At 51.0% G+C, this 26,403-nt stretch carries 23 protein-coding genes; 20 read left to right on the forward strand and 3 right to left on the reverse strand.

Annotated features, from left to right (window positions below; translation table 11 throughout):
• The first annotated feature begins 102 nt into the window (after window positions 1–102).
• Entirely contained in the window at window positions 103–2,631 is a 2,529-nt protein-coding gene (gene pglZ / locus GN107_RS04575) for a BREX-1 system phosphatase PglZ type A (RefSeq protein ID WP_155286675.1), read from the forward strand.
• Window positions 2,618–4,681 carry a protease Lon-related BREX system protein BrxL gene (gene brxL, locus GN107_RS04580; RefSeq protein ID WP_155286765.1) on the forward strand — a complete coding sequence of 688 codons (2,064 nt, stop codon included), beginning with the start codon at window positions 2,618–2,620 and terminating at the stop codon, window positions 4,679–4,681. Before pglZ ends, brxL begins: the two co-directional genes overlap by 14 nt.
• Window positions 4,682–4,809: 128 nt before the next feature.
• On the opposite strand, the gene GN107_RS04585 is transcribed toward brxL, so the two are convergent.
• Window positions 4,810–6,900, reverse strand: coding sequence for an Orn/Lys/Arg family decarboxylase (locus tag GN107_RS04585; protein WP_155286674.1), 2,091 nt, complete (start codon window positions 6,898–6,900; stop codon window positions 4,810–4,812).
• A gap of 161 nt (window positions 6,901–7,061) precedes the next feature.
• Between GN107_RS04585 and GN107_RS04590 the strand changes: the two genes are divergently transcribed.
• From GN107_RS04590 to trmD, 11 genes are all read left to right on the forward strand, one after another.
• Window positions 7,062–7,970 (forward strand): aminoglycoside 6-adenylyltransferase, encoded by a 909-nt coding sequence (locus GN107_RS04590; protein WP_196246252.1) that lies wholly within the window; start codon window positions 7,062–7,064, stop codon window positions 7,968–7,970.
• A 202-nt stretch (window positions 7,971–8,172) separates the two neighbouring features.
• A complete protein-coding gene (locus GN107_RS04595; protein WP_230678553.1) occupies window positions 8,173–9,636 on the forward strand; it encodes an APC family permease in 1,464 nt (487 codons plus the stop codon).
• A gap of 31 nt (window positions 9,637–9,667) precedes the next feature.
• The gene (locus tag GN107_RS04600; RefSeq protein ID WP_155286672.1) at window positions 9,668–10,036 is read left to right on the forward strand and encodes a DUF1304 domain-containing protein; all 369 of its coding nucleotides are present in this window, start codon (window positions 9,668–9,670) and stop codon (window positions 10,034–10,036) included.
• Window positions 10,037–10,188: 152 nt separating this feature from the next.
• Window positions 10,189–10,530 carry a putative DNA-binding protein gene (locus tag GN107_RS04605; RefSeq protein ID WP_155286671.1) on the forward strand — a complete coding sequence of 114 codons (342 nt, stop codon included), beginning with the start codon at window positions 10,189–10,191 and terminating at the stop codon, window positions 10,528–10,530.
• 12 nt (window positions 10,531–10,542) lie between these two features.
• Window positions 10,543–11,979, forward strand: a complete 1,437-nt coding sequence (ffh, locus tag GN107_RS04610; protein ID WP_155286670.1) for a signal recognition particle protein — start codon at window positions 10,543–10,545, stop codon at window positions 11,977–11,979.
• Between the two features lie 392 nt (window positions 11,980–12,371).
• Entirely contained in the window at window positions 12,372–15,938 is a 3,567-nt protein-coding gene (locus tag GN107_RS04615; protein WP_155288052.1) for a MucBP domain-containing protein, read from the forward strand.
• A 252-nt stretch (window positions 15,939–16,190) separates the two neighbouring features.
• On the forward strand, window positions 16,191–16,463 hold the full coding sequence (gene rpsP / locus GN107_RS04620) for a 30S ribosomal protein S16 (protein WP_155286664.1): 273 nt from the start codon (window positions 16,191–16,193) through the stop codon (window positions 16,461–16,463).
• A gap of 5 nt (window positions 16,464–16,468) precedes the next feature.
• Window positions 16,469–16,723: a KH domain-containing protein gene (locus GN107_RS04625; RefSeq protein ID WP_155286663.1), complete on the forward strand. Its 255-nt coding sequence runs from the start codon at window positions 16,469–16,471 to the stop codon at window positions 16,721–16,723.
• 494 nt (window positions 16,724–17,217) lie between these two features.
• A complete protein-coding gene (locus GN107_RS04630) occupies window positions 17,218–18,552 on the forward strand; it encodes an MFS transporter (RefSeq protein WP_155286662.1) in 1,335 nt (444 codons plus the stop codon).
• Window positions 18,553–18,827: 275 nt separating this feature from the next.
• Entirely contained in the window at window positions 18,828–19,352 is a 525-nt protein-coding gene (gene rimM, locus GN107_RS04635; protein ID WP_155286661.1) for a ribosome maturation factor RimM, read from the forward strand.
• Window positions 19,342–20,133: a tRNA (guanosine(37)-N1)-methyltransferase TrmD gene (gene trmD, locus GN107_RS04640; RefSeq protein ID WP_155286660.1), complete on the forward strand. Its 792-nt coding sequence runs from the start codon at window positions 19,342–19,344 to the stop codon at window positions 20,131–20,133. Before rimM ends, trmD begins: the two co-directional genes overlap by 11 nt.
• A 76-nt stretch (window positions 20,134–20,209) precedes the next feature.
• Here trmD and GN107_RS04645 read toward each other — a convergent pair whose 3' ends face one another.
• A complete protein-coding gene (locus GN107_RS04645; RefSeq protein WP_155286659.1) occupies window positions 20,210–21,565 on the reverse strand; it encodes an FAD-dependent oxidoreductase in 1,356 nt (451 codons plus the stop codon).
• Window positions 21,566–21,652: 87 nt separating this feature from the next.
• Between GN107_RS04645 and GN107_RS04650 the strand changes: the two genes are divergently transcribed.
• Both GN107_RS04650 and GN107_RS04655 read left to right on the forward strand, forming a co-directional pair.
• Entirely contained in the window at window positions 21,653–22,357 is a 705-nt protein-coding gene (locus GN107_RS04650) for an EAL domain-containing protein (protein ID WP_196246250.1), read from the forward strand.
• Window positions 22,358–22,504: 147 nt separating this feature from the next.
• Window positions 22,505–22,816 carry a hypothetical protein gene (locus tag GN107_RS04655; protein ID WP_155286657.1) on the forward strand — a complete coding sequence of 104 codons (312 nt, stop codon included), beginning with the start codon at window positions 22,505–22,507 and terminating at the stop codon, window positions 22,814–22,816.
• Between the two features lie 55 nt (window positions 22,817–22,871).
• Here GN107_RS04655 and GN107_RS04660 read toward each other — a convergent pair whose 3' ends face one another.
• Window positions 22,872–23,618 carry a sulfite exporter TauE/SafE family protein gene (locus GN107_RS04660; RefSeq protein ID WP_155286656.1) on the reverse strand — a complete coding sequence of 249 codons (747 nt, stop codon included), beginning with the start codon at window positions 23,616–23,618 and terminating at the stop codon, window positions 22,872–22,874.
• 130 nt (window positions 23,619–23,748) lie between these two features.
• On the opposite strand from GN107_RS04660, the gene GN107_RS04665 reads away from it, so the two are divergent.
• The 5 genes from GN107_RS04665 to GN107_RS04685 all read left to right on the forward strand — a co-directional run bounded on the left by GN107_RS04665 (window position 23,749) and on the right by GN107_RS04685 (window position 26,147).
• Window positions 23,749–24,297, forward strand: a complete 549-nt coding sequence (locus GN107_RS04665) for a TetR/AcrR family transcriptional regulator (RefSeq protein WP_155286655.1) — start codon at window positions 23,749–23,751, stop codon at window positions 24,295–24,297.
• Window positions 24,298–24,502: 205 nt separating this feature from the next.
• Window positions 24,503–25,003, forward strand: coding sequence for a DUF805 domain-containing protein (locus GN107_RS04670; protein WP_196246249.1), 501 nt, complete (start codon window positions 24,503–24,505; stop codon window positions 25,001–25,003).
• 160 nt (window positions 25,004–25,163) lie between these two features.
• Window positions 25,164–25,511, forward strand: coding sequence for a 50S ribosomal protein L19 (gene rplS / locus GN107_RS04675; RefSeq protein ID WP_155286653.1), 348 nt, complete (start codon window positions 25,164–25,166; stop codon window positions 25,509–25,511).
• A 104-nt stretch (window positions 25,512–25,615) separates the two neighbouring features.
• The gene (locus tag GN107_RS04680; RefSeq protein WP_155286652.1) at window positions 25,616–25,861 is read left to right on the forward strand and encodes a DUF896 domain-containing protein; all 246 of its coding nucleotides are present in this window, start codon (window positions 25,616–25,618) and stop codon (window positions 25,859–25,861) included.
• Between the two features lie 64 nt (window positions 25,862–25,925).
• On the forward strand, window positions 25,926–26,147 hold the full coding sequence (locus tag GN107_RS04685; protein WP_155286651.1) for a YneF family protein: 222 nt from the start codon (window positions 25,926–25,928) through the stop codon (window positions 26,145–26,147).
• Window positions 26,148–26,403 lie beyond the last annotated feature (256 nt).

The raw sequence follows: 26,403 nt of genomic DNA on the forward strand, positions 1-26,403 counted from the left end.
TATAGCTGGGGGTGAACGATATTACGCTGATTTAATAGTCATTGGAAAGGCTGTCAGCTATACTAGGAATAGTATTTACGCGATGAGAGAGTGGGTAGCTAAATGGCTGAATTGAATGTTGATGAAATTGTCACGGGTTTAACCGCGAAGTTTACCGATAGCAATCGGTTTGTGGTCTGGTACGACGATGATGGCAGCTTTGCCGAGGATATTGAGGAAATCGCACAGCGCTTACCGGCTGGAATTGAGCTGCTACAGATGCAAGCAGATGAACAATTTAATACTAAGTTGCGGCTTGAAGAGATTAGTCGTGCAGATGGGGCCGCTTTAGTGTACTCGCCAGCTCCGGAACCACCACTGGCGCAGAACTTCCTTGCCGATTTCATCCGTTTTGGGGCCAAGTACACCGCGGACGCAACAGCGATGTTGCTGGATCAGCTTAACTTGCCCAAGACGTTGCGGTCGTTTGTTGGGGACCAACAGAAGTTCTTTAACAACAAACGCCGGGCCAGTGAGTTCGGGCGCCTTTATACGACCACCAACAAACCAGAATTGGTTGAGATGGCCGTGCTGACTAGAGCCAACGAGGCGACCGTAATCAGTGTTTTGCAGGTCGTTGGTAGTTCCAGCCTGGATGCTGATAATGACTACTTGCAGCTGTTTGCGAAGTATGGTTTGGCGGATGAGTTCTGGAATATGATTGACCAAACTTTTGCCTTTAACAACATTCAACATGACTTGATGCAACTGTTCAGTGCGTTATTCTTGAATTTTGCGTTTGCACAAGCTGACACCCAGATGCCGGACAGGTTGAGCTCTTATACTGCTAACAACCTCAACAATGCCGTCGCGTTTATTGATCACAGTCGGGACAAGAAGAGTTTGGATGCTGACATGCAGGTGCTTGCCGCAAAGGTGTGGCAGTATGTCAACGGTGGTAGCATTTTTGGCAAGCTAGAGATGGATGTTCTGGTGCAAATTGACGCCTTTGCCGAAATCGACATCACCATTATTAACTGGCTGGTCGCGCGGATTAAGGCTAGAGATTTTGGCATCACGGCTAACCGGTTGAGTTTGGCGGAGATTGCTGATGCCCGGACGCGGATGAATTTTGGTTACCAGTATGCCGATGCGTACGCAGCAATCGTTGATGCGCTCCACATCCTCACGTGGGCTGCGGAGCTGCCCGGTGGTGAGTTAAATGCGCAAATTGAGTGGTACACCAACTCCGGTTACAAATTAGACCAAACGTACCGGCACTTCACCAAGCTAACAACTGGCTTAAAGTCAGTACAGCGTGAGCTTGTTGATGAACTTGCTGACGGTGTTGAGAACCGTTATCTCAACGACTTCCTAACGCCAAGTATTAGTAACTGGACGGACGCATACGCTCCACGGTTGGTTAGTCATGACCAGTTACAGCGCAATTTCTACCAGCGTTATGTTGGCAGCAAGTCTGAATCCCGCACCGTTGTGATTATTTCTGACGCCTTTCGGTTTGAAGCTGCCAAGGAATTACAGGCCCAACTTGAGGGTCGGGATATGTTTAGCACCCAGATGGATTATGCAATCACGGCGCTCCCGTCGGTGACCTACTTCGGGATGCCGGCGCTATTGCCGAACCACGAGCTAAGTTACACTGGCGACACCACGGTGCTGGTGGACGGGCAAAAGGCTAACACGGAGGAGACCCGGCGCAAAATACTGCAGAAGCAGAATCCAGCCAGCGTGAATGAACAGCTAGATAATTTCCGGGTCCACATGAACTCTGGACAACGCAAGGCGTTTCTTGCCGAGCAAAAAGTCGTTTACTTATACCACAACCAAATTGACACGACTGGCGAGAAGGAAAAGCAGGAAGACGAAACTTTCAGTGCCACCGCCATCGCCATCAAGGAGATTGCGGAAGTTGTCGGTTTGCTGCGCAATCTGAGTGTCCGCAATATCATCATTACTGCTGATCACGGCTTCATATACCGCTGGTCGCCAATTGACGAAGCTGACAAGATTGAGCTGCAGGGGTCAACCGAGCGCAAGGAACAGCGGTATGCCATTTCTAATGACCCGATTGCTGAGGTTGGTGTCAAAAGTCAGCAGTTAGGCGAACTCTTAGGTAGTACGGATGCACGGTGGGTGAGTTATCCAACCAGCGGGCGGATATTTAGAGCTCCCGGGGCCGGTCAGAATTACGTTCACGGTGGGGCCTCCCCGCAGGAAATGATTGTGCCGGTTTTGCAAATTAAAGCCCAGTTGGGTAAGTCGCAGGCCGTACCGGTTGAACTCACGGATGTTACTGCTGGTGCGCGGCGCATCACGTCTCGAGAAGTGGTTGTCCGCTTGAATCAAGTTCAAGCAATCAGTGATAAGGTTACAGCCGCTGATTACACTGCCGTCTTCACTGACGCGCAAGGCACTCCAATTTCTGGAACGGTGCAGTTGCGGATTGATAGTCGCGAAGCAGATCCCAAGAACCGGATATTTACCACGCGCTTTACTTTGACTGATCAGCAGTTTGTTAACCAGGCGACATACTACCTAGTCCTGACTAACTTGAGCAACAACACAGAAACTAAGTATCCATACACCATGGACATGATGATTGGAGGTGGCTTTGGCTTTGACATCGGATGAGAATATTTCCAAGGATGAAGCGGCAAGTACGCAGGACGCTTTGCTTGATAAGCTCCAAGCTAATTTTCCCGGGCGCTTTGTGCGCAAGGATTTAACCACGCGCATCAAGGGTGGCGCAAATGTCCCCACTTACGTCCTCGAGTTCTTGCTCGGCCAATACGCTAATGGCGCCGATGAGGGCCAAATCGAACGGGGCGTGGAGAGCGTTAAGAAGACGCTGGCTAATAATTACGTTCGTCCTGACGAGGCCGAGAAGGTCAAATCTAAGATTCGCGAACTGGGTTCATATACCGTCATTGATAAGCTGACTGTGAACCTGAACACGCGGGAGGACCGTTACGAAGCCACTTTTAGCAATCTGGGTATCAGCGGCGTTCCCGTTGACGAGGATTACGTCCAAAAGTATGAGCGACTGCTGGTGGGCGGAATCTGGTCCATTGTGCGTCTGAGTTACGATCACGAGGGCGCAGATTCTTTTATCATCGACAACTTAACCCCAGTGCAAGTTCCATACGTGAACATGGATGAAATATACACTGGTCGTAAAGAGTTAACGACTGATGAGTGGATTGACCTGATTCTGCGGACAACGGGGATGGAACCAACTCAGTTCACTCAGCGCGAGAAGTGGTTGCTACTCGCCCGCTTAATTCCGTTTGTAGAGAACAACTACAACCTAGTAGAGCTTGGTCCGCGGAGCACTGGTAAATCGCACGTGTACAAGGAATTGTCCCCGAATTCCATTCTGGTTTCCGGCGGACAGACCACCGTGGCCAATCTCTTTTACAACATGAGTACGCATAAAGCAGGCTTGGTTGGTCTGTGGGACGTGGTCGCGTTCGATGAAGTTGCCGGCATCAAGTTCAAGGATAACGATGGCGTGCAAATCATGAAGGACTACATGGCTTCTGGATCCTTCGCTCGGGGTCGGGATCAGATTCAGGCCTCCGCGGGGATGGTATTCGTGGGTAACATTGATCAAAGCGTTGATGTTTTGCTGCGTACCTCAAGCCTGTTTGAGCCTTTCCCGGATGCCATGGGTACGGATACAGCCTTCCTGGATCGTATTCACAACTACTTGCCGGGCTGGGAAATTCCTAAGCTCAAGCCCAGCCACTTCACAAATGGATATGGTTTTATCACTGACTTTTGGGCCGAAGCGATGCGTGCACTCCGAAAAATTTCCTATGGGGATGCCTTTGATGAATACTTCAATCTGGGTAGTAATCTAAATCAGCGGGATACGATTGCTGTTCGCAAGACGGTTTCAGGAATGATCAAGTTGCTGTATCCTAATGGTGAATTTACCAAGGATGAAGTGACTGAAGTACTAGAGTTCGCTTTAGAGATGCGGCGGCGGGTCAAGGAACAGTTAAAGCGGATTGGCGGCATGGAATTCTACGATGTGAACTTTTCGTACATCGACAAGGAGAACATGGCCGAAAAATACGTTTCTGTTCCTGAACAGGGCAGTTCAACCATTATTCCTGATGGCAGCCCCAACCCTGGGCAGATTTTCACAATTGCCTACGATGAATCCAACCGGATGTCACTGTTGAAATTAGAATCACAAGTAACAACGGGTTCCGGTAAGCATGACTGGACAGGAATCTCTAGTAATCGTGCTGCGCGGGAGTCGATGAATACCGCGTTTAATTACCTGACTGCCAATTACCGGGCCGTCGATCAGCGGATTGATCCAGAAAAACACGATTTTATTGTCAATGTGACCAATGTGAATGATTCGGTCCCGTCAAAGCACCTTTCACTTGCGACATACATTGCACTCGTGTCAATTGCAACCGCACGGTCTACACTTGATCAGTTGGTCGTTTTGGGCGATTTAACAATTGGCGGTACTATTCAACGGCCTGATAACTTGGCCGATGCTTTGCAGGTCGCGCTGGATAGTGGTGCGAAGAAGGTACTATTACCGACGGCGTCTATGTCTGACTTGGTTTCTGTACCCAGCGAATTGATTGGAGCGTTCTCTTTGCTACCATACAGTAATGTTGAGGAGGCCGTGTTCAAGTCTCTGGGCGTAGAGTAGGAGAGCTTGTTTACACATTCTGGTGTTTATCCAAACAAAATAGACCTAGGCTCTGCCGTTGCTGATACGTTAAGCAACGATAGTCTTAGGTCTATTTTTGTATCTAGAAATGTTGTTATGAAATCATGCTATTTTTGTTGCTGGTCGAGCACGTGTACGCATGGTTCCCCGTCTTTCACGAACACACCCTGAATCTCCGGTGTGAACCCTGGAAACTGATCAACAGCGCTATAGAGGGCTTCAAAGTAGTCGATAGCAGCCGGACTCCAAGTCTCCCCGGGCACGGTGACAAAAATGCCAGGAGGGTATGGCAGCGCCCCCTCAACGGCGACGTGGCCGGCCGCTTCCTTCAGAGCCACGGTGGTGTACTGGCCGCGAACAAAGGCGAGGTCCGCCTCTCTAGGTGTCAGTGGCGCTTTATTGGCCTGACTATTCTGGAAGAGACCGGCCTGTTTGGCGGCGAGCCGCTCGTTCTTGAACAGGTCGGAAAGACTCTGGGCGAGGTCGCACAGGGTTTCGTCGTGATAGCGACTGCCGGTTTCTGCGACCAAAGCTGGTAACACTTCGGTCAGCTTTTTATCGGCAAAGTAGTCAGTTTCAAACTGCTGGAGGACGCTGAACAACTTGTTCCAGTCGGTAGGGCCACTACCTGGTGTGACGAGGAAGAGCACTGAGTTCGGGTCGGCTTTTTCCGGCACGATGCCGTGGTCGAGCAGGTAACGGTCGAGGACCCAGCCGGATGCGCGCAGGTCGCCGCTATTTGCGAGTTGAATGGTGACCTTGCCGGGATCGAGGTATGCCTGGCCGGGCTGGAGACCGGTGAAGCCGTGCCAGCTGGCGGCGGGCTGCAGTTGCCATGCGGCCGCGGAGGTCAGGGCCATGTGGTTAGAAGTATTGAGCATTTCTGGGCTGTTGAAGGCCCTGAATAGGCGGGTGCTTTGCAGCTGGCGGCGGAAGTCTTGGGCCGCGGCGAGTGCATCTGCCCAGATTTTACGGCCGCGCGCCCCACTGTTCAGAGCCACGTTGACGGCCAGAGAGGCGTAGACGGGGTAGGAAAAGCTAGTGGTGACGTGCTTCAAGTACGCGTGGTTAAACTGTTCGTGGGTCACGTAGCGCTTTTGCCCGCGAATGTGGGCGTCTTTCTTGTGGATCTGCGAGGTTTGCGCGAGGCCGCTCTGCTGCTTGTGGACGGACTGGGTGACGATGATGCCGGGGTCATCCGGGCCGAGATCAAGCTGTAGTGGGTCCATGGCCTTCATAGCGGGCAGGAATGGCTCGTAGCCACCCCAAGCCGCATCGAAGGCGATGTAGTCACACAGTGGTCCGAACCGCTTGATCAGTTCCTTGACGTCGGGAACGATGCCGTCAAAGGTTTCGAGCTCCAAAACCGCTAAGCGGAAGGTCCGCTTTTGGGCACCACGCTGGGGGTCAATTTTGCTGGCGGCGGCGCGCAGATTGTCTTGACTGACGTTGCGCAGGTCGACGGGGCCGATGAGTGCGTTCTGGTTGCGCAGGGTGTCCAGGTAAACCGCTTGGGCGCCGCACTGGACGAGGGCGGAGTTATAGAAGGATTTGTGGTTGTTGCGGTCGAAGAGCACGAGGTCGCCAGGAGTGAGTAGCGCGGATGCGACCACGTTGTTCGAGCCGGTGGTGCCGTTGGTCACAAAGTAGGTTTCATCGGCATGAAAAAGCTTGGCCGCGGCTTGTTCGGCTTGCAGGGGCGTCCCGCCGTGGGTGAGCATGTCGCCCAGCGCGGTCACGACATCACTAGTGTCGCTGGCGAAGAACTTGTCACCGTATGCCTGGTGGAAGAGGTAGCCGGCCGGGGCGAGGTCGTCGTAGTGCCCGGCGTGGTGCCCTGGCGTGGCAAAGGTAACGGGGTCAGCATCCGCAAATTTGAAGAGGTCACGAACGAACGCCGGCACCATGCGTTCTTCGTAAGCGCTGGCACCATTGCAGATGACTTTTGCCCCCTCAGCATTGAGTTCAGGCAGGACGGTGACCTGTAACTGGCCGCAGTCAGCCGGTAACTGTGTCTGGCCGACGATGACGACTGGTAGGGGTAATTCGCTATCAATCAGGCGCTGCAAGTTGTGGTCATCGCTGGCGTGGAGCACAGCCGCTCCGAGTGCGCCGAGTGGGGTTTGGGCGACTAGCGCGGTGTGCTGTGTGAACAGCTGTGCGTTGATTCCGGGGCCGATACCAATTGTTAAATGCATGTGGATAGTTCCTCCTTGGCATGATTGCCATTCCGCACGTTGTGGTAACGGCGGAGATGTTTACCGCCCAATTATAGCCTTAGTTACCGTCTCCAGACTAGGCTTGTTGTCTAGTGTGATCGGACTTACACTGATAGCAAAATTACTGAGGAGTGATGATCATGCGGAATGAGCAGACGATGCGCGATTTGATTTTGACGGTTGCGCAAAGTGACCAACGGGTGCGGGCAGTGTATATGAATGGTTCCCGGGCAAATCCACGGGCCAAACATGACCTGTTCCAGGATTACGACATCGTGTACGTGGTGACCGACATTAACGGTATGCTCGCGGACCGTAGCTGGTACGGGCAATTCGGAACGCCGTTGTTGACCCAAGAACCAGACGCATTGGATGAGGCGGTAGGTCAGCCGTGTGATCCGGAGCAAAATGGCTACACCATCATGAGCGTTTTCACGGATGGCAACCGGATCGATCTGCACCTGGAACCCGTAACCGTTTGTGAGTTAACTTATGGGAGCCACAGTCAAACGGTCCCACTCCTTGATAAGGACGGTATTTTGCCGCAGTTACCCGCCGCTAGTGATAAGGACCGGTGGGTGCAGCGGCCCAGTGCCGAATTGTTCTACCACCACACCAACGACTTCTGGTGGGTCGCTCCGTATGTCGCCAAGGGCTTGTGGCGCAACGAGTTGCTGTACGCCAACGCGATGCTAGGTGATGTTCTGCGGCCGCACCTGCTTGACATGTGTGATTGGCTTGTCGGCAGTGATGCGGATTGGCAGATCAGCACCGGCAAGCTGCACAAGGACCTCGTTCACCTCTTGCCAGAGGAGTTGTGGGTGCCGCTCACGAAGACGTTTGCTAATGGCGACAACGAGGCCACCTGGCAGGCGTTAAGCACCACAATGGAGCTGTTCGCAACGGTTGCCCAACTGGTTGCACAGCGGCTAAATTTTGACTATCAACTTAGCGAGGAGCAGGCCAGTCGGCAGTACATTGCGGCCATTCGCGACCTGCCAGCAGGGGCCACGACCATGAAACTAAAGTGGGGCGTCCGGACCAAATAATTTGCAGTCATGGCAAAAATATATGGGCTGTTTTCAGAAAAACATGGTAAATAAATTCATTCGCGGTATAATATTAACGATATTTTAAAGAAAGTTGGACTTATTATGCCCGTACGGACTCGTATTCATAACAATTCGCCGTGCCCAGTAGTGTAGTTGCTGCTAAGTAAACCTTATTAACTACACGAAAGGTAATGTAAAAATGAATAATGACGCACCTTTATTAGGCCAGAAGCCAAAGTACATGTCCTGGCAGGTTCTCGGCCTGCTGACATTTGTTACGGTTATCGGTTTCGAAAACATTTTGTACCCATTCCAGAATCAAGGCCTATCCGTGGTCTTCTCCTGGGTTTTCCTGATGCTTACCTACATCGTTCCTTACGCGCTCATCGCGGCGCAAATTGGGACGACCTTCACGCATGAAGGGGGCGGACTTGCTACTTGGGTACGACGGACGACCAACGATACCCTTGGTTACGTCGTGTCCTGGATGTACTGGAGCTCAACGCTGCCATACCTGATTGACGTTGCCAACGCCATTATCGTTGCACTGTCTTGGCTCATCCTCGGCGATAACACCTTGGATCACTACATGTCACCAGAATGGTTTGGTATTTTCACTTTTGTTGTGATTCTGGTCTTCATCCTTCTGGAAAACGTCTTCTCCCGCTCGATGGAAGTCATGTCCCTGATTGGGGGCGCAGCGATGTTCATCATGGGGATGCTCTTTGTCATCATGGCTTTTGCCGCCGTTGCCAAGGGCTACCACCCGGCAAGTAACATTTTCGACCTCAGCTCCTTCAAGCCCCACTTCTCAGTGCACTACTTCTCGACCACCGGACTGCTGATTTTTGCCACGTCCGGGGCTGAACTCGGGGCAACCTACATTCAGCAGGTTCGCAATCCGAAGAGGGAATTCCCGAAGTCAATGTGGATGCTGGCCATCATGACCGGTTTCCTCGTCATCTTTGGTTCTCTGGCTCTTGGTGTCTTCTTTGATGCTAACCACCTGCCAAATGACCTGAAGATGAACGGTTCCTTCTATGCGTTCCAGTACATGGGTGAACAGTGGGGTGTTGGCAAACTCTTCATGTACCTGTTTGCCGGGACCCAGCTCGTGTTCATGTTGGCGCAACTGGCCGTGCTCATCGACGCAGCGAGCCGAGTTCTGTCCGCTGACACCGCCGCTAAGTACATGCCAAAATGGCTCCTCAAGAAGAACCGGCAGGGCCGGCCAATTAATTCCTACGTGCTGACGGCTGGCATTTGCCTCTTCCTGATCTTGATGGCGGGGACGCTACCAGACATCAATACCATCTTTAACTGGCTGCTGAACCTGAACGGGATCGTTTCGCCATACAAGACCGCTTGGGTGTTCGTTGCCTTCTTAGCTCTGCGGGCCCAGCAAGATAAGTTTGAGTCGGGTTACGTCTTCCTCAAGAACAAGAGTCTGGCCATGGTGGTCGGTGGTTGGTGCTTCCTCTTCACCTTTGTCTGCGCGACGATGGGTTTCATGCCGCAAGATACCAAGTGGGGTACCCCTGCCTTCACGCACCAGCTACTCCTCAACTTCATCTCTGTTATTGTGTTGTTCGGGATGGGCTTCATTTTGCCGATGATTGCCCGGCACCAGCGCGAAAAACACGCTGACAAGCAGCTCAAGTAGGCTGATGACCAGGCGTTAAAAAGGAGATCACATGCACATTTTTTTGACGGTTATGTTAGTCCTCGTGGGTTTGGAGCACCTCGGGATTTGTTACCTCGAGATGTTTGCCTCCACGGCTGCGCAGGTTAAGGCCTTCGGGATGCCCCGTGAGTTCGTGGAGCGGAAAGAGACCAAAATCACTTTGGCCAACCAGGCTAGTTACAACGGCATGCTCGGCGTGCTGCTGTTATTGACGGCGTTTATCGTCCCTGTAGATGCGGTCGTCATCGTGGCGGCGATGCTCTTTGCATTTGTGCTAGTCGTGGGTATCTATGGTGGCGCGACTGTGATTAAGGGCATTTACCTCTTCCAGGCCCTTCCCGCGGTGATCGGTCTGCTGGCGGTATTCTTAGCTCGTTAATGTGTTCGGATGCTCGGTCCCAGTTTTTGGGGGACCGGGCATTTTTTTGATTGCATGACGGCTGGAGATATTTATCTGCTAGAGCTGCGCCAGCCGTTGACGCGGCGCGGTTGCACCGGTATCCTTAAATAGTATGAAAAAGGACTGATTAGATGGAATTAGCCAAGACAAACCGCATGAACAACCTGTTTGCATTTTACAAGGAACTGCTCACTAAGAAGCAACAGGAATACCTCGAACTATATTATGGTGATGACTACTCACTGGGTGAGATTGCCGCCGATGCTGGCGTTAGCCGCCAGGCCGTTTATGACAACATCAAGCGTTCTGACGCTGCGCTCGAGGAGTATGAGGGTAAGCTGCATCTGTTAGCAAAGTACGAGGCTAGCAATGATGCGGTAGACGCACTGAGCGCCTATGTTCATGAGCACTATTCTAAAGATAATGATTTGCGCCACCTGCTCGGGGAAGTCCAGAAGCAAGTTGCACAATAGGAGGAAGCATTAATGGCATTTGAAGGTTTAACTGAGCGCCTGCAGAAGACGTTCTCTGGTTTACGCAGAAAGGGCAAAATCTCCGAGAGTGATGTCCGCGACGCGATGCGCGAGATTCGCCTGGCCTTACTTGAGGCCGACGTCAACTTGGGCGTTGTTAAGGATTTCGTCAAAAATGTCCGGGCAAAGGCGGTTGGTACCGAAGTTCTGGACGGGGTCAACCCTTCACAGCAAATCGTCAAAATTGTTAACGATGAACTCACCAAGACCATGGGTGAGTCCGCAGTACCGCTGAACAAGTCCGCGAAGATTCCGACCGTTATCATGATGGCCGGTTTGCAAGGGGCTGGTAAAACCACGACGGTTGGTAAGCTGGCCAAGTACCTTGAAGAAAACGAGAAGGCGCGGCCACTGCTGATTGCTGCCGATGTTTACCGGCCAGCCGCAATCAAGCAGTTGCAGGTCGTTGGCCAGCAAGTGCACGCGCCTGTCTTTGAGATGGGCACCGATGTTGATCCCCGGGAAATCGTCCGTAAGGGGATGGAACAGGCCCGCGCTGATCACAATGATTACGTGTTGATCGATACTGCCGGCCGTTTGCAGATCGATGAGAAGTTGATGCAGGAACTTGCCGACATCAAGGAGATTGCCAAGCCAGACGAAATTCTGCTCGTTGTCGATGCTATGACCGGGCAGGCTGCTGTTGATGTGGCCAAGGGCTTTAACGAGCAACTCGAGATTACCGGGGTTGTCTTGACCAAACTCGATGGTGACACCCGTGGTGGTGCCGCGCTGTCAATTCGGGCAGTCACCGGCAAGCCAATCAAGTTCACCGGGCAGGGTGAAAAGATGAACGCGCTGGACGTGTTCTATCCTGACCGCATGGCGAACCGAATCCTCGGGATGGGGGACATCCTGACCCTGGTCGACAAGGCCCAGAAGAATTTTGACGAGAAGCAAGCCAAAGACCTGACTGAGAAGATGCAGCTGAACACCTTCGACTTCAACGACTTCATCTCGCAGATGGATCAGGTTCAGAACATGGGCCCGATGGAAGACATCATCAAGATGATTCCCGGCCTGGCCAGCAACCCGCAGCTCAAGAATATAAAGATCGACCCTAAGGACATGGCTCACACCAAGGCCATTGTGCTGTCGATGACCGAAGCAGAGCGGACCAACCCCGACCTGCTGAACCCATCCCGGCGCCGGCGTATCGCAGCTGGTTCTGGGCGGCCGATTGTTGAAGTTAACCGCATGATCAAGCAGTTTAACGCCAGCAAGAAAATGATGAACCAGATGAGCAAGGGTAACATGTCTGGCATGGAACAGATGATGGGCGGTGGCATCAAGGGCAAAATCGGCAAGATGGCCATGGGCTCAATGGTCAAGCGCCAGCAGAAGCAAAAGAAGCGCCGGCTGAAGAACGCCAAGCGGTTTAAGTCCTAGTATTCAGATAATTAGCTAAAAAAATTAAAGCCGTAGTTTGCAACGCGCAGAGAGGATTTTCTTTCTGCGCGTTGTTTCAGTTGCGGCGGTCGGTCATGCGTGGTCCGCTCTGCCGGTGCCCTTCTGCTAACAATTTTTTTGAGACAGGGTGGGAAATGCTTTTTTACATTAATAGCTTATGAACTGTTTAAGAAATAATTAAGGTTATATTATTACCAGATACATTGGTTTGTTCTTTCCGACCGAGATGCCCAGCACGAATTCCTATAATTATATGTAGTGAGGGAGCGCTATCAACCAGTTTATTTAGCAAAACTACTGGTTATGTTGCTTTGATTTGTTCCGTTGTAGCTACGTCCGGATTCGGGCTCGTGATTGGGAGGTTCTTGAACATGACGAAGAATAATAGAGAATTTAATCAGTCCAAACTGATTAAAGATAGTCAGGATCGTAAAGAGCACTTTAGAATGTACAAGGCTGGCCGCCAATGGCTCGTTGCTGGTGTCGTAACACTGGCGGTTGGTGCGGGTGGTCTATTCACCGTCAGCCAAAGTTTTGCTGCGACGACTGGTGGAACTGAACCTGATCAGGTTGCTGGCGCGAAAAATAGTGCCCCTGTCAGTGGTGAGATTAACACACTAACTAGTGGACAAGTCGGGAGTACTCAGAATCAAGAGTCTGGTAGTAAAAGCTCTGCGGAGGGGACAAGCGAGAATTTAAATCGCCGCAGTCAAACTAGTTCTGCATCTCAGCAACAGAGCGATGCTAATGATGATTCTGCAACGGATAGTGCAAACTCTGCCGCTCCTGCAGCAGTGCCCAGTTCTGCAGCTACAACCGCCACTGAGGGTCAGCAAACTGCTGAGTTGCGTCAATCTAGCACTGGTTTGGACTCAGCAAAGCTGGCTGCCAGTTCCGCCGGGGTGAACGTTACTACAAAGCCTACGCAAACACAGACGGTTGATCGCTCCAATGGCCTTGCTCAAGGGCTCGAGGCTGCAGTTGACAGTGTAAAGGACGCTTATGCGGATCAAATTGATGCTCTAAATACAGCCAAAACTAAGCAGGATAGTGATAACGCTGTTTATCAGCAAGCCAAAACCGCATATGACAACCAAACCGTTGAGATCAGTTCAACAAACGATGATTGGACCTCTGATCAGCTAACTAATTTTCTTGCTGGTAAAACAGACATCAACAGTCCGGTTACAGATGCTGATCGTGAGGCTGCTTCAGATGCGGTTAAGAACAGTACGTTAATCAACATGAATAAGAGCACCGTACACATTACGGAGCCTGATAATCCCTTGCTGACCAATGGCAATCTACCGAGTTGGACATATACGAATGTTTTCACCGATTCCAAAACGGGTAAGTCAATCAACATTCGTGAATCGATTACTGCTGTGACGCTAAACAAAGACGCAAATACTGATCCGAACGCCACTATTAGCAGTAGTCACGCGCCGTATATTGAAGTTGATTCCGTAAAAGAAGATTCTAAGAGCACGGACATTGGTTTTATTCCGCACTGGGTCGACAACATTACAGCGCGCCTCGAATACTTCTATGCTGACGGCACCCCTGCTACAATTGATGCGATTGTTGGGATTGGTGACATCGACGGTAAGCAAGGGGTCAAGATTAACAATGGGTATGACTCTGAACTGCATGGTAGTGATATTGTCGAGGGTGATGACGGCACGTTCACTTCAACCTTTGGTGCCGGACGCGAAATCACGGACCCTAGAGGTCAGTTGTGGGCTCTCCAAAAAGGAGTTACCGAGACTGTCTACACGTTCTATGATCCAACCAATCCTGATGGAAGTACGACCAATTCCATACCAGTTCAAGGAATTGGTAACGTTACTTTTGCTACGAAGGTACCCACAGCACCAATCCTGACCACCGAGACGGCGACTGTGCAGCCGATTCAGTTGAGTGTTGCGACCAACTACACCATTCACTATCAGGGTGCCGGTTCCGCCACACCTGCGGACGAGACGAAGACTGTCATTTGGACCGGGAAATATGACCCCGACAGTAAAACGATTACTTGGACACCCGACAAAACTGATTTGACGAAAGTTAGCCCACTGATTGCCGGTTACGTGGCGGACACCCCAACGGCAGGTTGGACTCTGGCCGGAAGTACTGCTGATCCAGCCGATCAAATGCAGACGGTTACTTACAACAAGGTCAGTCTACCTGACGATGATGTTGCGAACCTGACCGTGCACTACGTTGATCAAAACGGGCAGACCATCAAAGCGGATACGACGCAAAGTGGTACTCAGGGCGAAGCGTTCACGGTTAATGCCCCAGCCATTGATGGTTACCGCCTAGTGGATGCCAGTCAGCAGACAACCACGGGTACCTACGTTGGTGCGCAGATGACGTTGACGCTGACCTACCTAAAGGACGGCACGGTGCCTGATGAGGCAACGGATGCGAACTTGACCGTGCACTATGTCGACCAAAATGGTGCCACAATCAAAACTGATACCAACCAGAGTGGTGCGCAGGGTGATGCGTTCACTGTCGATGCGCCGACCATTCCTGGTTACCGCTTGATTGACCCGAGCCAGCAGACAACTTCTGGTAAGTACACTGGCAACCAGATGGAGTTGACGCTTAAGTACTTGAAGGACGGCACGGTGCCTGATGAGGCAACGGATGCGAATCTGACTGTGCACTATGTCGACCAAAATGGTGTCACAATTAAAACTGATACCAACCAAAGTGGGGCGCAGGGTGAAACGTTCACTATCGATGCGCCGACCATTCCTGGTTACCGCTTGATTGACCCGAGCCAGCAGACAACTACCGGCAAGTACGTTGGCAACCAGATGGAGCTGACGCTTAAATACTTGAAGGACGGCACGGTTCCCGACGAGGTTGCGGACGCGAACCTGACCGTGCATTATGTGGATCAAAATGGTGCTACTATCAAAACTGATACCAACCAAAGTGGTGTGCAGGGTGAAGTGTTCACTGTCGATGCGCCGACCATTCCTGGTTACCGTCTGATTGATCCGAACCAGCAGACAATTACTGGTAAGTACGTTGGCAACCACATGGAGCTGACGTTGCACTATCTAAAGGACGGCGCGGTGCCCGATGAGGCAATGGATGCGAATCTGACTGTGCACTATGTCGACCAAAATGGTGCCACAATCAAAACTGATACCAACCAAAGTGGGGCGCAGGGTGAGTCATTTACTGTCGATGCGCCGACCATTCCTGGTTACCGTCTGATCGATTCAAACCAGCAGACAACTACCGGCAAGTACGTTGGCAACCAAATGGACCTGACGTTGCGATACCTGAAAGACGGTGTACCGGCTGACGAAGATGGGGTCGTACTGTTGATTGTGCATTATGTCGATGGAGATGGGCACGCCCTTCAAGCTGACACGACCCAGACAGGGGCGCAGGGTGCTGCCTTTACGGTCAATGCACCAGCAATCAGTGGGTACACTCTAGTTGATTCTAATCAGCAAACGACCACTGGGACTTTCCGTGGCAATGTGATGGAACTGACCTTAGTTTACAATCAGAATCCAACGGTGCCAGACGTGCCAGTTGGTCCAAATACACCTGTGCCGAATGGTGAAAAACCACATGGGCCTGGCAACGATGTTCCTGAGACTCCTGACGTGCCTGAGCTACCAGATACTTTTGGCGGTGATGGCGGTAATACCAATACCGGCACGGACGGTACAAGGGCCGATGGGACTGATGGGACGCGGTCTCCGCTAGCGGACACGTTTGTGGCGACCGGCACGAAGCCGACCCGCAAAGCAGTAAAGGCGGTCAAGCCTGCGCAAGGAGTACGGAACCCAGCGCGTAACCTGCCCCAAACAGGAGAACAAAAGCAAAACTTCCTGTCCATGTTAGGACTCGTGCTTGTCGCGGCAATGTCTGGCTTCGTATTCCGGAAGCACCAGCGCGACTAGATTATTAACTTGGCAAATGCCTTCTCACTACCAGACGCGAATACCCTGGTGGTGGGGAAGCATTTTACTGTAATCGTAAACGGGCCAGCAAATTTGGTATAATTCTTTTTAGAATGGTATTCGTGAGCGACCCAGATACTTGGAAACGAGGATTTTGCCACTTTTCTGCCCATGTAAAGAAAAACCCCTTTACACCTGCCATGGACTCTGGTATTCTATACGAGTTAAGAATTACTAGGAGGAAATACAAACATGTCAGTTAAGATTCGCTTGAAGCGCATGGGTTCAAAGAAGAACCCATTCTACCGTGTTGTTGTTGCAGACAGCCGTTCACCTCGTGACGGCCGGTTCATCGAACAGCTCGGCTACTACAGCCCACTTACAGAACCAATCACCTTGAAGCTTGATAACGACAAGGTTCTCGACTGGCTCCAGAAGGGCGCACAGCCTTCAGATACTGTTCGCACGCTTCTTTCTTCTGAAGGTATCCTTCAGAAGTACCACGAAGCTCGCTACAGCAAGTAAGTCATATGGTCGAGATTGCGCCGCTGATTGAATCGCTGGTGCGGCCGCTGTTAACACAGCAGGACACGCTGACCATTAAGGCTCATGAGACCGCTGAGTACATGGCGTTCGACCTGTCAGTTGCGCCGGAAGATGTCGGTAACGTCATCGGCCGCCAGGGACGGGTCGCGCAGGCATTGCGCTCCGTAGTTTACGGCGTGCGTTCGCCATACGCCAAACGGGTTCGTCTGAACATTGTGGACACCCGGAAAAGGCATTAAGAAAGATCGGTGTAAGCCGATCTTTTTTTGTACGCTGGATTTGCTTCGTAAGTGCAGCAGCTTTAACCAAAGAGTAATGTCATAGTTTTGAACTTTGTTATTTACCGAGATGATAACACCAGCAAAATAAGGTTCAGCACTTATTTATATGGCGATTCGCGAGTATCGTATTGACTCGAATATATTAAATTAGAATGATGGCTTTTTTATCAATAACAACTGTACCACCTCTGGTATAGCTCATAATTACACCTGAAATGCAGAATACCATTAAGCAACCTATGTAGTAACTTAGTTGACCATAAGCGTTGCTGCTGGCTGGATTTAGCGATTAAATCAAGTGGCGCTAAGCGATTAAGTGTCCCCCGACGTTACAGTTAACTGTAACGGACAACTGGTATACCAATGCTGCTGAAACTTGATTTAAAAAGGAAATAAGCGTAATGTAATTATTTGAATATAAAATTTATGTGGTAGAAAGCCAGGATTAACACATGGAGCAAACGAAAAATAAAAAATTTGGCATTGTGTTGCCAATTATTCTGATTAGTTATTTTATGATTCTTCTCGATAATGCAATTGTATACACGAGTTCAGTCAAACTGGCTCAGGATTTGTCACTAAACGCACAGACTCTCTCGTGGGTCAGCAATGCGTATGCGTTAACTTTTGGCGGGATGATTCTGCTCGGTGGGCGAGCGGGGGATGTCTTTGGTCGTCAGGAGGTTTTCTTGCTTGGTCTGGTCATTTTTAGTGCTGCGTCGCTTTTGGTTGGGATGTCTGTCAATGGCGCGATGCTAATTAGCATGCGCGCTGTCCAAGGAATCGGCGCAGCAATTCTAGCGCCAACCACCTTAGCCCTCCTAATTGATAGTTATGCTGGTTCAATGCGTACGCGAGCTATCGTCTACTACGGGGCAACCGGTGGGCTGGGGGGCAGTGTCGGCCTAATCATCGGCGGCCTGATTGCCAGCTATTTTTCTTGGCGAATCGGTTTTTTGATTAACGGACCCGTTGGCATTGTGCTATTTATCTTGGCTAAGAAATTCATTCCGCGTAGTAAGCGTGCGCGGGGGACAATCGATTGGTCCGGCGCAATTTTGTCAGTTCTAGGGATTGTAGCGATTATTTATGGTATCAATGGAGCTACATATCCAGTTCCCACAATCGTTCTGGGTGTTTTGTTGATTGTTGTGTTTATTTGGCAGGAACAGCGGACGGCAGAGCCATTGATGCCGCTTGTGCTCTTCAAGAATCGTGAACGTAGCAGCGCCTATCTTGCGCGGTTTTTCTTTCTCGGTGCCATGACTTCCTACTTTTTTCTGACCCCGCAAGTCATGCAAAGTGTTGATCATTACACACCGCTGATGGCCGCAGTAGCTTTTCTACTGCAGACGTTGCCCCAATTTATTTCTGCAACCGCAGTTTCTAGATTAAATAAACGCTTTTCGAACACGCAAATTATGATTGTTGGGACGTTCATCACTATGCTTGGGATTTTATGGGCCGCTATTACTAAAGTTCAAAGTGGCTTTCTATTGGGGCTCGCGGTGCCAATGGTCATTTTGGGAATTGGTCAGGGACTTGCGATGAGCACTTTGACCGTTGCTGGGGTGGCCAACACGACTCCTGATATTGCTGGATCTGCCTCCGGGGTCGTCAACACTATGCACCAAGTCGGTAGCTCGGCCGGGCTTGCCGTGATCACAATGATGACTGCTGGTTTGAGTAATCCGGTAATTGCTTATAACCATTCTTTAGCAATCATGTTTGTCTTCATGGTGGTAGCCTTGTTTGCAACAATTAACGTTGCGTTTGCGAAAAAATAGGCGCGCAATGTAACGGTATGTACGCAGCCACTCAATAGATGTTGCGTAAATGGCAGCCACTCAATAGATGTTGCGTAAATGGCAGCCTTAATCGGATTATATTTGCGACTGAAAACGAATTGCGGTAGATTGAAAAAGAACGTTTGCGCTATTTAGGCTGAGATGAGCACTCAAGTCGACATTTCTGCATGGAGTACATCCGCGGCTTAGCGTAAAGCGATTAGACAACGTAAATGAAAAGCAAAGCGAGCATCAACAATTATAAGGAGATCAACATGCCAGAATATTACCACGTGGGCAAAATCGTTAACACGCACGGTATCAAGGGTGAAATCAAGGTTATGGCCACGACCGATTTTCCCGATGAACGCTTCAAGAAGGGCGCCGAGCTCTACATTTTGACCAAGCCCGAGCTGCGGGTCGTTGTGAGCGGCCACCGGGTGCACAAGGACATGCACTTGCTAACGCTGGAAGGCTACGACAACATTAATGATGTTGAGAAGTACAAGGGCCAGCTACTCGGCGTGAAGGCGGATCACCTTGAGAAAGCACCGCTTAACGACGGCGAGTTCTTTTACAAGGATGTGATCGGGATGCAGGTGCAGACTGAAGATGGCATCAAGGTGGGTACCATCAGCGAGATTCTGAGCCCAGGTGCGAACGATGTTTGGGTCGTGCGGCGGCCAGGTAAGTCTGATTTGTTGTTGCCGTACATTGATTCGGTAATTTTGCAGGTCGACGTCGCGAACAAAAAGACGATTGTGGATATTCCGGAGGGTCTCGATCCAGATGAAAATTGATGTATTAACCTTATTTCCAGATATGTTTGCACCACTTGAACAATCACTCATTGGTAAGGCAACCGAGGACGGATTACTTGACCTGAACCTGATCGACTTCCGGTCCTACACGCACGACAAGCACCAGCACGTTGACGACACGCCATACGGTGGCGGGGCGGGGATGCTGCTGAAGCCGGAGCCCCTGTTTGAAGCAATGGACGCGCTGGACGTAAAATACGCTGCGGATGGCGGGGACGCCACGAAGAAGCGCGTGATTTTGCTCGATCCAGCCGGCCGGAAGTTTGACCAGGCCGCTGCCGATGAATTGGCGCATGAAGAGCACCTGGTGTTCATCTGCGGCCATTATGAAGGCTATGATGAGCGGATTCGCAGCTTAGTAACTGATGAGTTCTCCCTGGGTGATTTTGTGCTTACTGGGGGCGAGATTGCGTCCATGGCGATGATCGATGCGACAGCGCGTCTGTTGCCAGGCGTGCTTGGCAACTCCGAGTCTCCGCACACGGACAGCTTCCAGAATGGCTTGCTGGAGTACCCGCAGTACACGCGGCCAGCTAGTTATCGCGGCATGGATGTCCCGGCCGTCCTCCAAAATGGTAACCACCAGTTGATCAATCGGTGGCGATTGAAGGAAAGTCTGCGCCGGACTTACCTGCGGCGGCCCGACCTGCTGGAGGGCTTAGAGCTCGATAAGGACGCTAAGAAGCTGTTGCGCGAGGTCAAGGGTGAGGAGAACGCCAAGGCGCGGGAACGCGAACTGGGGCTTTCTGAAGACGATTAGATTACAAAAATAAAAACCTGTTCCGAATTAACGTGATTTCGCTAATTTGGAACAGGTTTATTTTTGTCGGGACATTTTATTCCGGATCGTCTAGCAGGCCGACCTCGTCAATTGCCTGTTGCGCGGCGGCGTTGAGGTAGTTCAGTGGCCGGTTGTATTCGGGATGAAAGAGCATGTCAACCGCAGCGAGGTCTTCCAAGGTGTTCTTGTTCTCCATTGCGACCGAAAGAGCATTGGTCGCCTGAACTATATCTTCTTGCATGCTCTGCAACTGGCCGCCCAGTATGCGGTGAGTGGCAGTGGCGAAGACCAAGCGGACAGTAATTTTGCCGTTGGGCTGAATTGACGGCATGCGGCACCAGTCTGTGTATGTCGTTGCCCGCACGTCCAGCCCATACCTCTCGGCTTCCTCCTGGGTAAGGCCAGTCGATGCAAAAATGTGGCCAAAGAAGCTGGACGCTGTTGATCCTTGGCTACCACGATCGCGGATGTGCCGCCCGGCAACATTGAGACCCGCCAGCTGCCCTTGACGCACCGCGTTGGAAGCTAGGGGGAGGTAGATTTCCTTGCCCAGAACAGTGGAGTGCGCCGCCCGGACGTCACCGGCCGCATAAATGTTCGGGTCGCTGCTTTGACCATAATCGTTGGTTACCACTGCACCGCGGCGATCCAGATCAACGTGGCCGGCAACGAGGTTGGAAACGGGAACGAAGCCCGTACAAATTAGTGCCAGGTCGCTTGGGTACTCGTGGTCTGCCGTGCAGACTTGCAGGTCGACGCCGTTTTTGAAGCCCGTGACTGCTGCGTTAAGATGAATGTCGACCCCGTTTGCGACTAGTAAGTTCTGAACTTCAAGGGCGATGTCTGTGTCGTAATACAAGGGCAAGAGGTGTGAGTTCCGCTGGAGCAAGGTCACCTTATGGCCACTGGCAGCGAGCGCCGCCGCGAGTTCGGTGCCGACATAGCCCCCGCCAATGATTGTGATGCGTTCGTTAGCCTTGGTTGCCTTGACCACCTGCATCGTCGTCTGATAATCCTTGACCATCATCACGCGTTGAGCGTCAACACCGCGCATTGAGGGCACGACGACAGCTGATCCAGTCGCAAGAATGATTTTGTCGTAATGCAAGCTGAGGATTTCATCCGATTGCAGATTTTGAACTAGTACCTCTTGCCGATCGTAATCGATCCGAATTGCATCGTGTTGCATCAGCATCTTGGCCCCCAGCGCGGTCAAATCAGCCACACTAGTGTACATCAATTGGTTGAGGCTACTGATGCCACCTTCTAAGTAGAGCGGCACACCGCCGGCTACAAAAGACACCTCGGCGTGGCGCTCAATCACGGTGACCTCAGCAGTGGGGTTGTATTTTAAGACCGTTTTAATCGCGGCGACACCAGCGTGAGTGGCGCCAATAACAATAACTTGCATTAGATAAATCCCCCAACATTAATTATATTGAACGTTGCTATGTTAAACTCTGATATGGGACGCTTTTGGAAAGTGAAGGTCAAACTTATGTCAGAACCATTATATCGCTATTTTGCACAACAACAGTTTAATGTCTATACAAACACGATAATCGGTTTCGAATTACTGCTGAAGTACTATCAAGATGGTTACTGGCAGACACCGCGTGATTTCAATCAGCTGTCAGCGCAGACAGTGGCCGGGCAGTTGTTGCTCACCACGGAAAAGCTGGCTACAAAAACGAACACGGTTTCCGTTAACTTGACGCTTGATCAGCTTAATTCTCCCGAAATGCGGCAGGCGTTGAAGACGGTGCAGCTGCGTTTGCGCCCAACCCGCGTCATCGTTGAATTGATTGAATCCGGTGGTGGTGACGATGTGACTTTGCCGGGCTTGATCCAGATGATCAAGGGCTTCACCGACCTCGGGATCAACTTTTCGCTAGACGACGTGGGTACTGGGCAGAACACTTGGCCGCAAGTAGAGCCTTTGCTCGACTATGTGCAAGAAATGAAGTACGCATTGCAGAATCGGCATGAAACGCTAGCTGATGCGACAACGCGCGAACACGTGACTTTCTGGCGGCAATTGGCAACCCGGCACCACATGAATTTTGTGCTTGAGGGTATCGAGACCCAGGAAGATGTAGATTGGGCGGACAAAATGGAATTGGATGTTCGCCAGGGTTACTTCTACAGTAAGCCAGAGTTGATCCGGGTTACGGCTGATGACCCAGATGTTGCACTACACTAGCCAGCATACGGTTGCTGAATGCCATGCGCAAGCTTGATGAGTAGACTAACGGTTTGCCCAAATTTAGGCGAGCCGTTTTTATTTTAGTTTGAAATACAACTATTCTAATGTTAAGCTACTTGCACGTGAAAAAAGGAGGCAAGTACAGTGCTCGTTGTCGATAGTGAAGAATTGTTCCAGCAGCACGCTGGTAAAGGTGAGGATTACGGGGCGCAGCCGCAAGCAGTAACGGTTAGTGGTCCAATCACGTATGTGGGTCCGGACATGTTTGGCCTCCCGTGCATTGAACTGGGTGACGAACATGGCGGCGCGACCCGCGTCAACTGTGTGTTCAGTGATTTGGATTACAGCAGTATTCCTGAATCTGGTCACGCAACGATTAGCGGGACGGATGAGGGTTATGCCTACGAACAAGTAGTTGTGAAGCAGGTCCATCTCGTTTCGACGGTTGCTGATTAAAGCCGATGAAAACATAAAAGGCTGGGCAAATGCCCAGCCTTTTATGCTAATTGGTTTAGAAGACGGATTTAATCCCCAAAATAATCAGCAGCACCGCCATGACGGGTTTCATGTAGACTGCTACCTTGGTGTTCCGCAAGCGTAATGCTAGTTGGGGCGCAATGAGTGCACCAAGCATCGCGCCGATCATCAGGGGCAAGCCAACGCTCCAGGCGACTTGGCCGCTACCAATGTGAAATAGACTGCCGACAATGTTCATAAATACCAGCACGTAGGCGGAGGTCGCGGTTGCGTCAAAACCGGAGAGTCCGAGTAAGAACAGTCCGCCAAGAATGATCCCGCCGCCACTCATGCCGGCGACGCCAACCATGAGGCCCGCAATGATCCCGTAAGCACCAGCTTTTACGCGCACGTGGGGGTCTGTAGTGTTTGGCCCTTTTTGCTTGGACTTTTGGCTGAGCATCCCCACGCCAAGCGCAACCAACACGATGGCGATCAGCCAGCTGTAAACAGGGGTGGGAATGAACTTACTGAGCATGACTCCAATGATGACCGCGGGGATGGCCGGGATAAGCATTTGGGTACCGATTCTGGTCTGAATCTGGCCCTGCTGGTGGTACCGCCACGCACCAATCATCAGTGATGAGAGTGAGGTAATTAAGGACGTGGCTGCTGCGGCCGCGGCCGGAATGCCGAAACCACCAGTAAGAATCCCCAAATAAATCGCGCCACCGCCACCGCCAAACAGAATCACGATGGTGCCAACGAGTAAGCCGATGCAAGTGAGTAGAACAAAATGCATAATGAAGCCTTCTTCACGTAGTTTGTGGTGTAACATTGTTTCTGGAACATGAACATCATAATTAATTACAATGTGTAATTATAGAATACATAGTGTATCTGTCAAACTGATGACGCAAGGAGGACGGCTTATGCCACGGCACTTATTATCAAAAGAACGCATTATTGCTGCAGGTGTTGCAATAATTGATGCTGGGCAGCCGCTAAGTTTTGCGGCTGTCGCCCGGCAGCTGGGAACGCGCTCCCAGGCGTTATACGCGTATTTTGCTAACCAAACGGATCTTAGTTATGCAATCGTACAGCAAGTAATTGTGCAGCTGACCCAGAGACTGCAGAGCCAGCTTTTCGGAGCAGCGGGGCGTGCAGGAATTATCATGCTGGCGCAAACCTGGCGGCGGCTAGCCCTTGACCATATCAATTTGAGTTTGTTCGTCCTCACGATGCCCCGGACGGATGCGTACCCTGAGCTCACCCAAGTGTATACACAGTTTGCGACCTTGTTGAGCCAGATGGTGGCGAGCGCGTATCCGGATGAACGGCAGTGTCGTTTGCTGGCGCGCAATGTCCGGGATCTCGTTGTTGGGGATGTTGTCAATGTGGGTTCGGGCTGGTTTAGTAACCCTGAAATTGATCCGGATGTTAGCTTCAGTGAGAACCTCAGCAATAGTTTGCCGCAATAATGGTTGTTTCTGGAAACATTTGTAAAAAGGCCGGCCACATTGAGACTTTGGACTGATTTTGGCATTCAGGGTAAGCGCTTATAATTGCTTTAGTGAACCGATATAGAGAAACTCGCGCGTTGGGGACGGGTTGGTTGATTCACTGAGTATAAATATGTGGTCGCGGTGTCCTGGAAAGCACCGGCCCAGATATGGAGGAGTTAACATGAAAGAACGAAAAGTTGGGTTTTTGCTCGCCCCAGTTGTGTATGTGCGGCGTGCGTTCGACTTTAGGGGTAAGAGTCGGCGGCCAGAATATTGGTGGTTAGTTGCGTGGGGCTTTATTTTAATCACGGTGGTTATGTTGCTGCCTGCGGGGCTCCAAAACAGCTTGTTGCGGTATGCACACCCAGTGCCGTTACTTTTCCACGGTAATTTGTTAGCAATTGTGGCAATCATCGTGCAGGTATTCTTCTATATTGCCTCCTTATCGCTGAGCACGCGCCGGATTCGCGATGCGGGGTGGAATCCGTACTGGGTGCTGCTCAGTGTGGGTACGGACGTGCTGGGCTTATTGCCGACTAACTTGGGCATTCTTAGCTCTGCTGTTAACTTGGCTACTTTTGCTACTGGACTGTTCTTACTGTACGTGTGCATCAAGCCGTCTGCGGAAGACCACATCGGCGAAAACTGGCACCAGCCTGTAAGTAAGGATAGTGCACAATAATCTCAGATTTGTTGATGGAACCACGGATTGACAAGGACTAGCGCTTTACAACCCCTTGGCGGATTGTTATAATACTTGCTTGTGGGGTAGACCCACATAAAAAATCCGATGTTCCGCTGGCCCCGGGAGGGTGTATGAAAGTCGACAAAGGAGAACTACTATGAACCAGCTTATTAACGATATTACCAAGGCCCAACTGCGCGATGATATTCCAGACTTCCGCGTTGGGGACAACGTTCGTGTTCACGCCAAGATCGTTGAAGGCGACCGCGAACGTATCCAACTTTTTGAAGGCGTTGTAATCAAGCGTCGTGGTACCGGCGTTTCAGCTACTTACACTGTTCGTAAGATCAGTTCAGGTGTTGGTGTTGAACGGACTTTCCCTGTTAACACACCACGTGTTGAGAAGATTGAAGTTACCCGCCATGGTGCCGTTCGTCGTGCCAAGCTTTACTACCTGCGTGCACTGCGCGGGAAGGCTGCACGTATCAAGGAAAAGCGTATCTAATTATTCATACGCAAAGGCGGCCGTTCCGGTCGCCTTTTTCTGTTCACAGAGCGAAGTGGGGTTCACCCCTGCTGCGTGAATAAAAGTGGAAGGAGCGCTGCTTAATGGCATCACAACCACAAGAACGAATTGACCGGATCAACGCGCTGGCTAAAAAGAAGCGTGAATCCGGCTTAACAGACGCGGAAGCAGCTGAACAGGCTGAATTGCGCAAGGCATTTCTGGCCGACTTTCGGGCCGGTATGCGGCAACAAGTCGAAGAAACCAAGTTCGTCGATAAGAACGGAAACGATGTAACACCGAAAAAACTTGTCGAGATTCAGCGTAAACGGGGCTTACGCAAAGATTAGCCCTTTGCAAAGCGCTTCATCTTTGGCACAATATAAACTGTGATAAAAAGGAGGGGAACTTGCTATGATGATGTTTTTGTTTGGATTGGTCATCGGTGCTTTAGCCGGTGCAGTCGCGGGCTTTTATGGGGCTCGCTGGTACATGAAGAAATACTTCCAGGATAATCCTCCTATTAACGAAGATATGCTGCGGACCATGATGTTGCAGATGGGTGCTAAGCCTTCTGAGAAGAAGCTTAACCAGATGATGCAGCAGATGAAGGTTGCACAGAAGAAACAGAAGTAGTTCATTCTGACTTTTGCTGCGATTACCATACCAAGGCTCTTATCCGTTATGCGGATGGGAGCCTTTTGTTGTGGGTAAAATTTCATTATTAGCAGTTAATTGGGAAGCAACCTTAGAGCTTGCTTAGACAGTCGTTAGCTTGCTCGTGCTAAACACGAAGCACCCCAACTGTCCGTTAAGCCTTTTTGATTTGGCAATACCGGCATATTAAAGGCGTTGTCCGCTTGCAAATTGATTAAAAATTAACTAAGATTGT

Source organism: Lacticaseibacillus zhaodongensis (assembly GCF_009687905.1).
GTDB lineage: Bacteria > Bacillota > Bacilli > Lactobacillales > Lactobacillaceae > Lacticaseibacillus > Lacticaseibacillus zhaodongensis.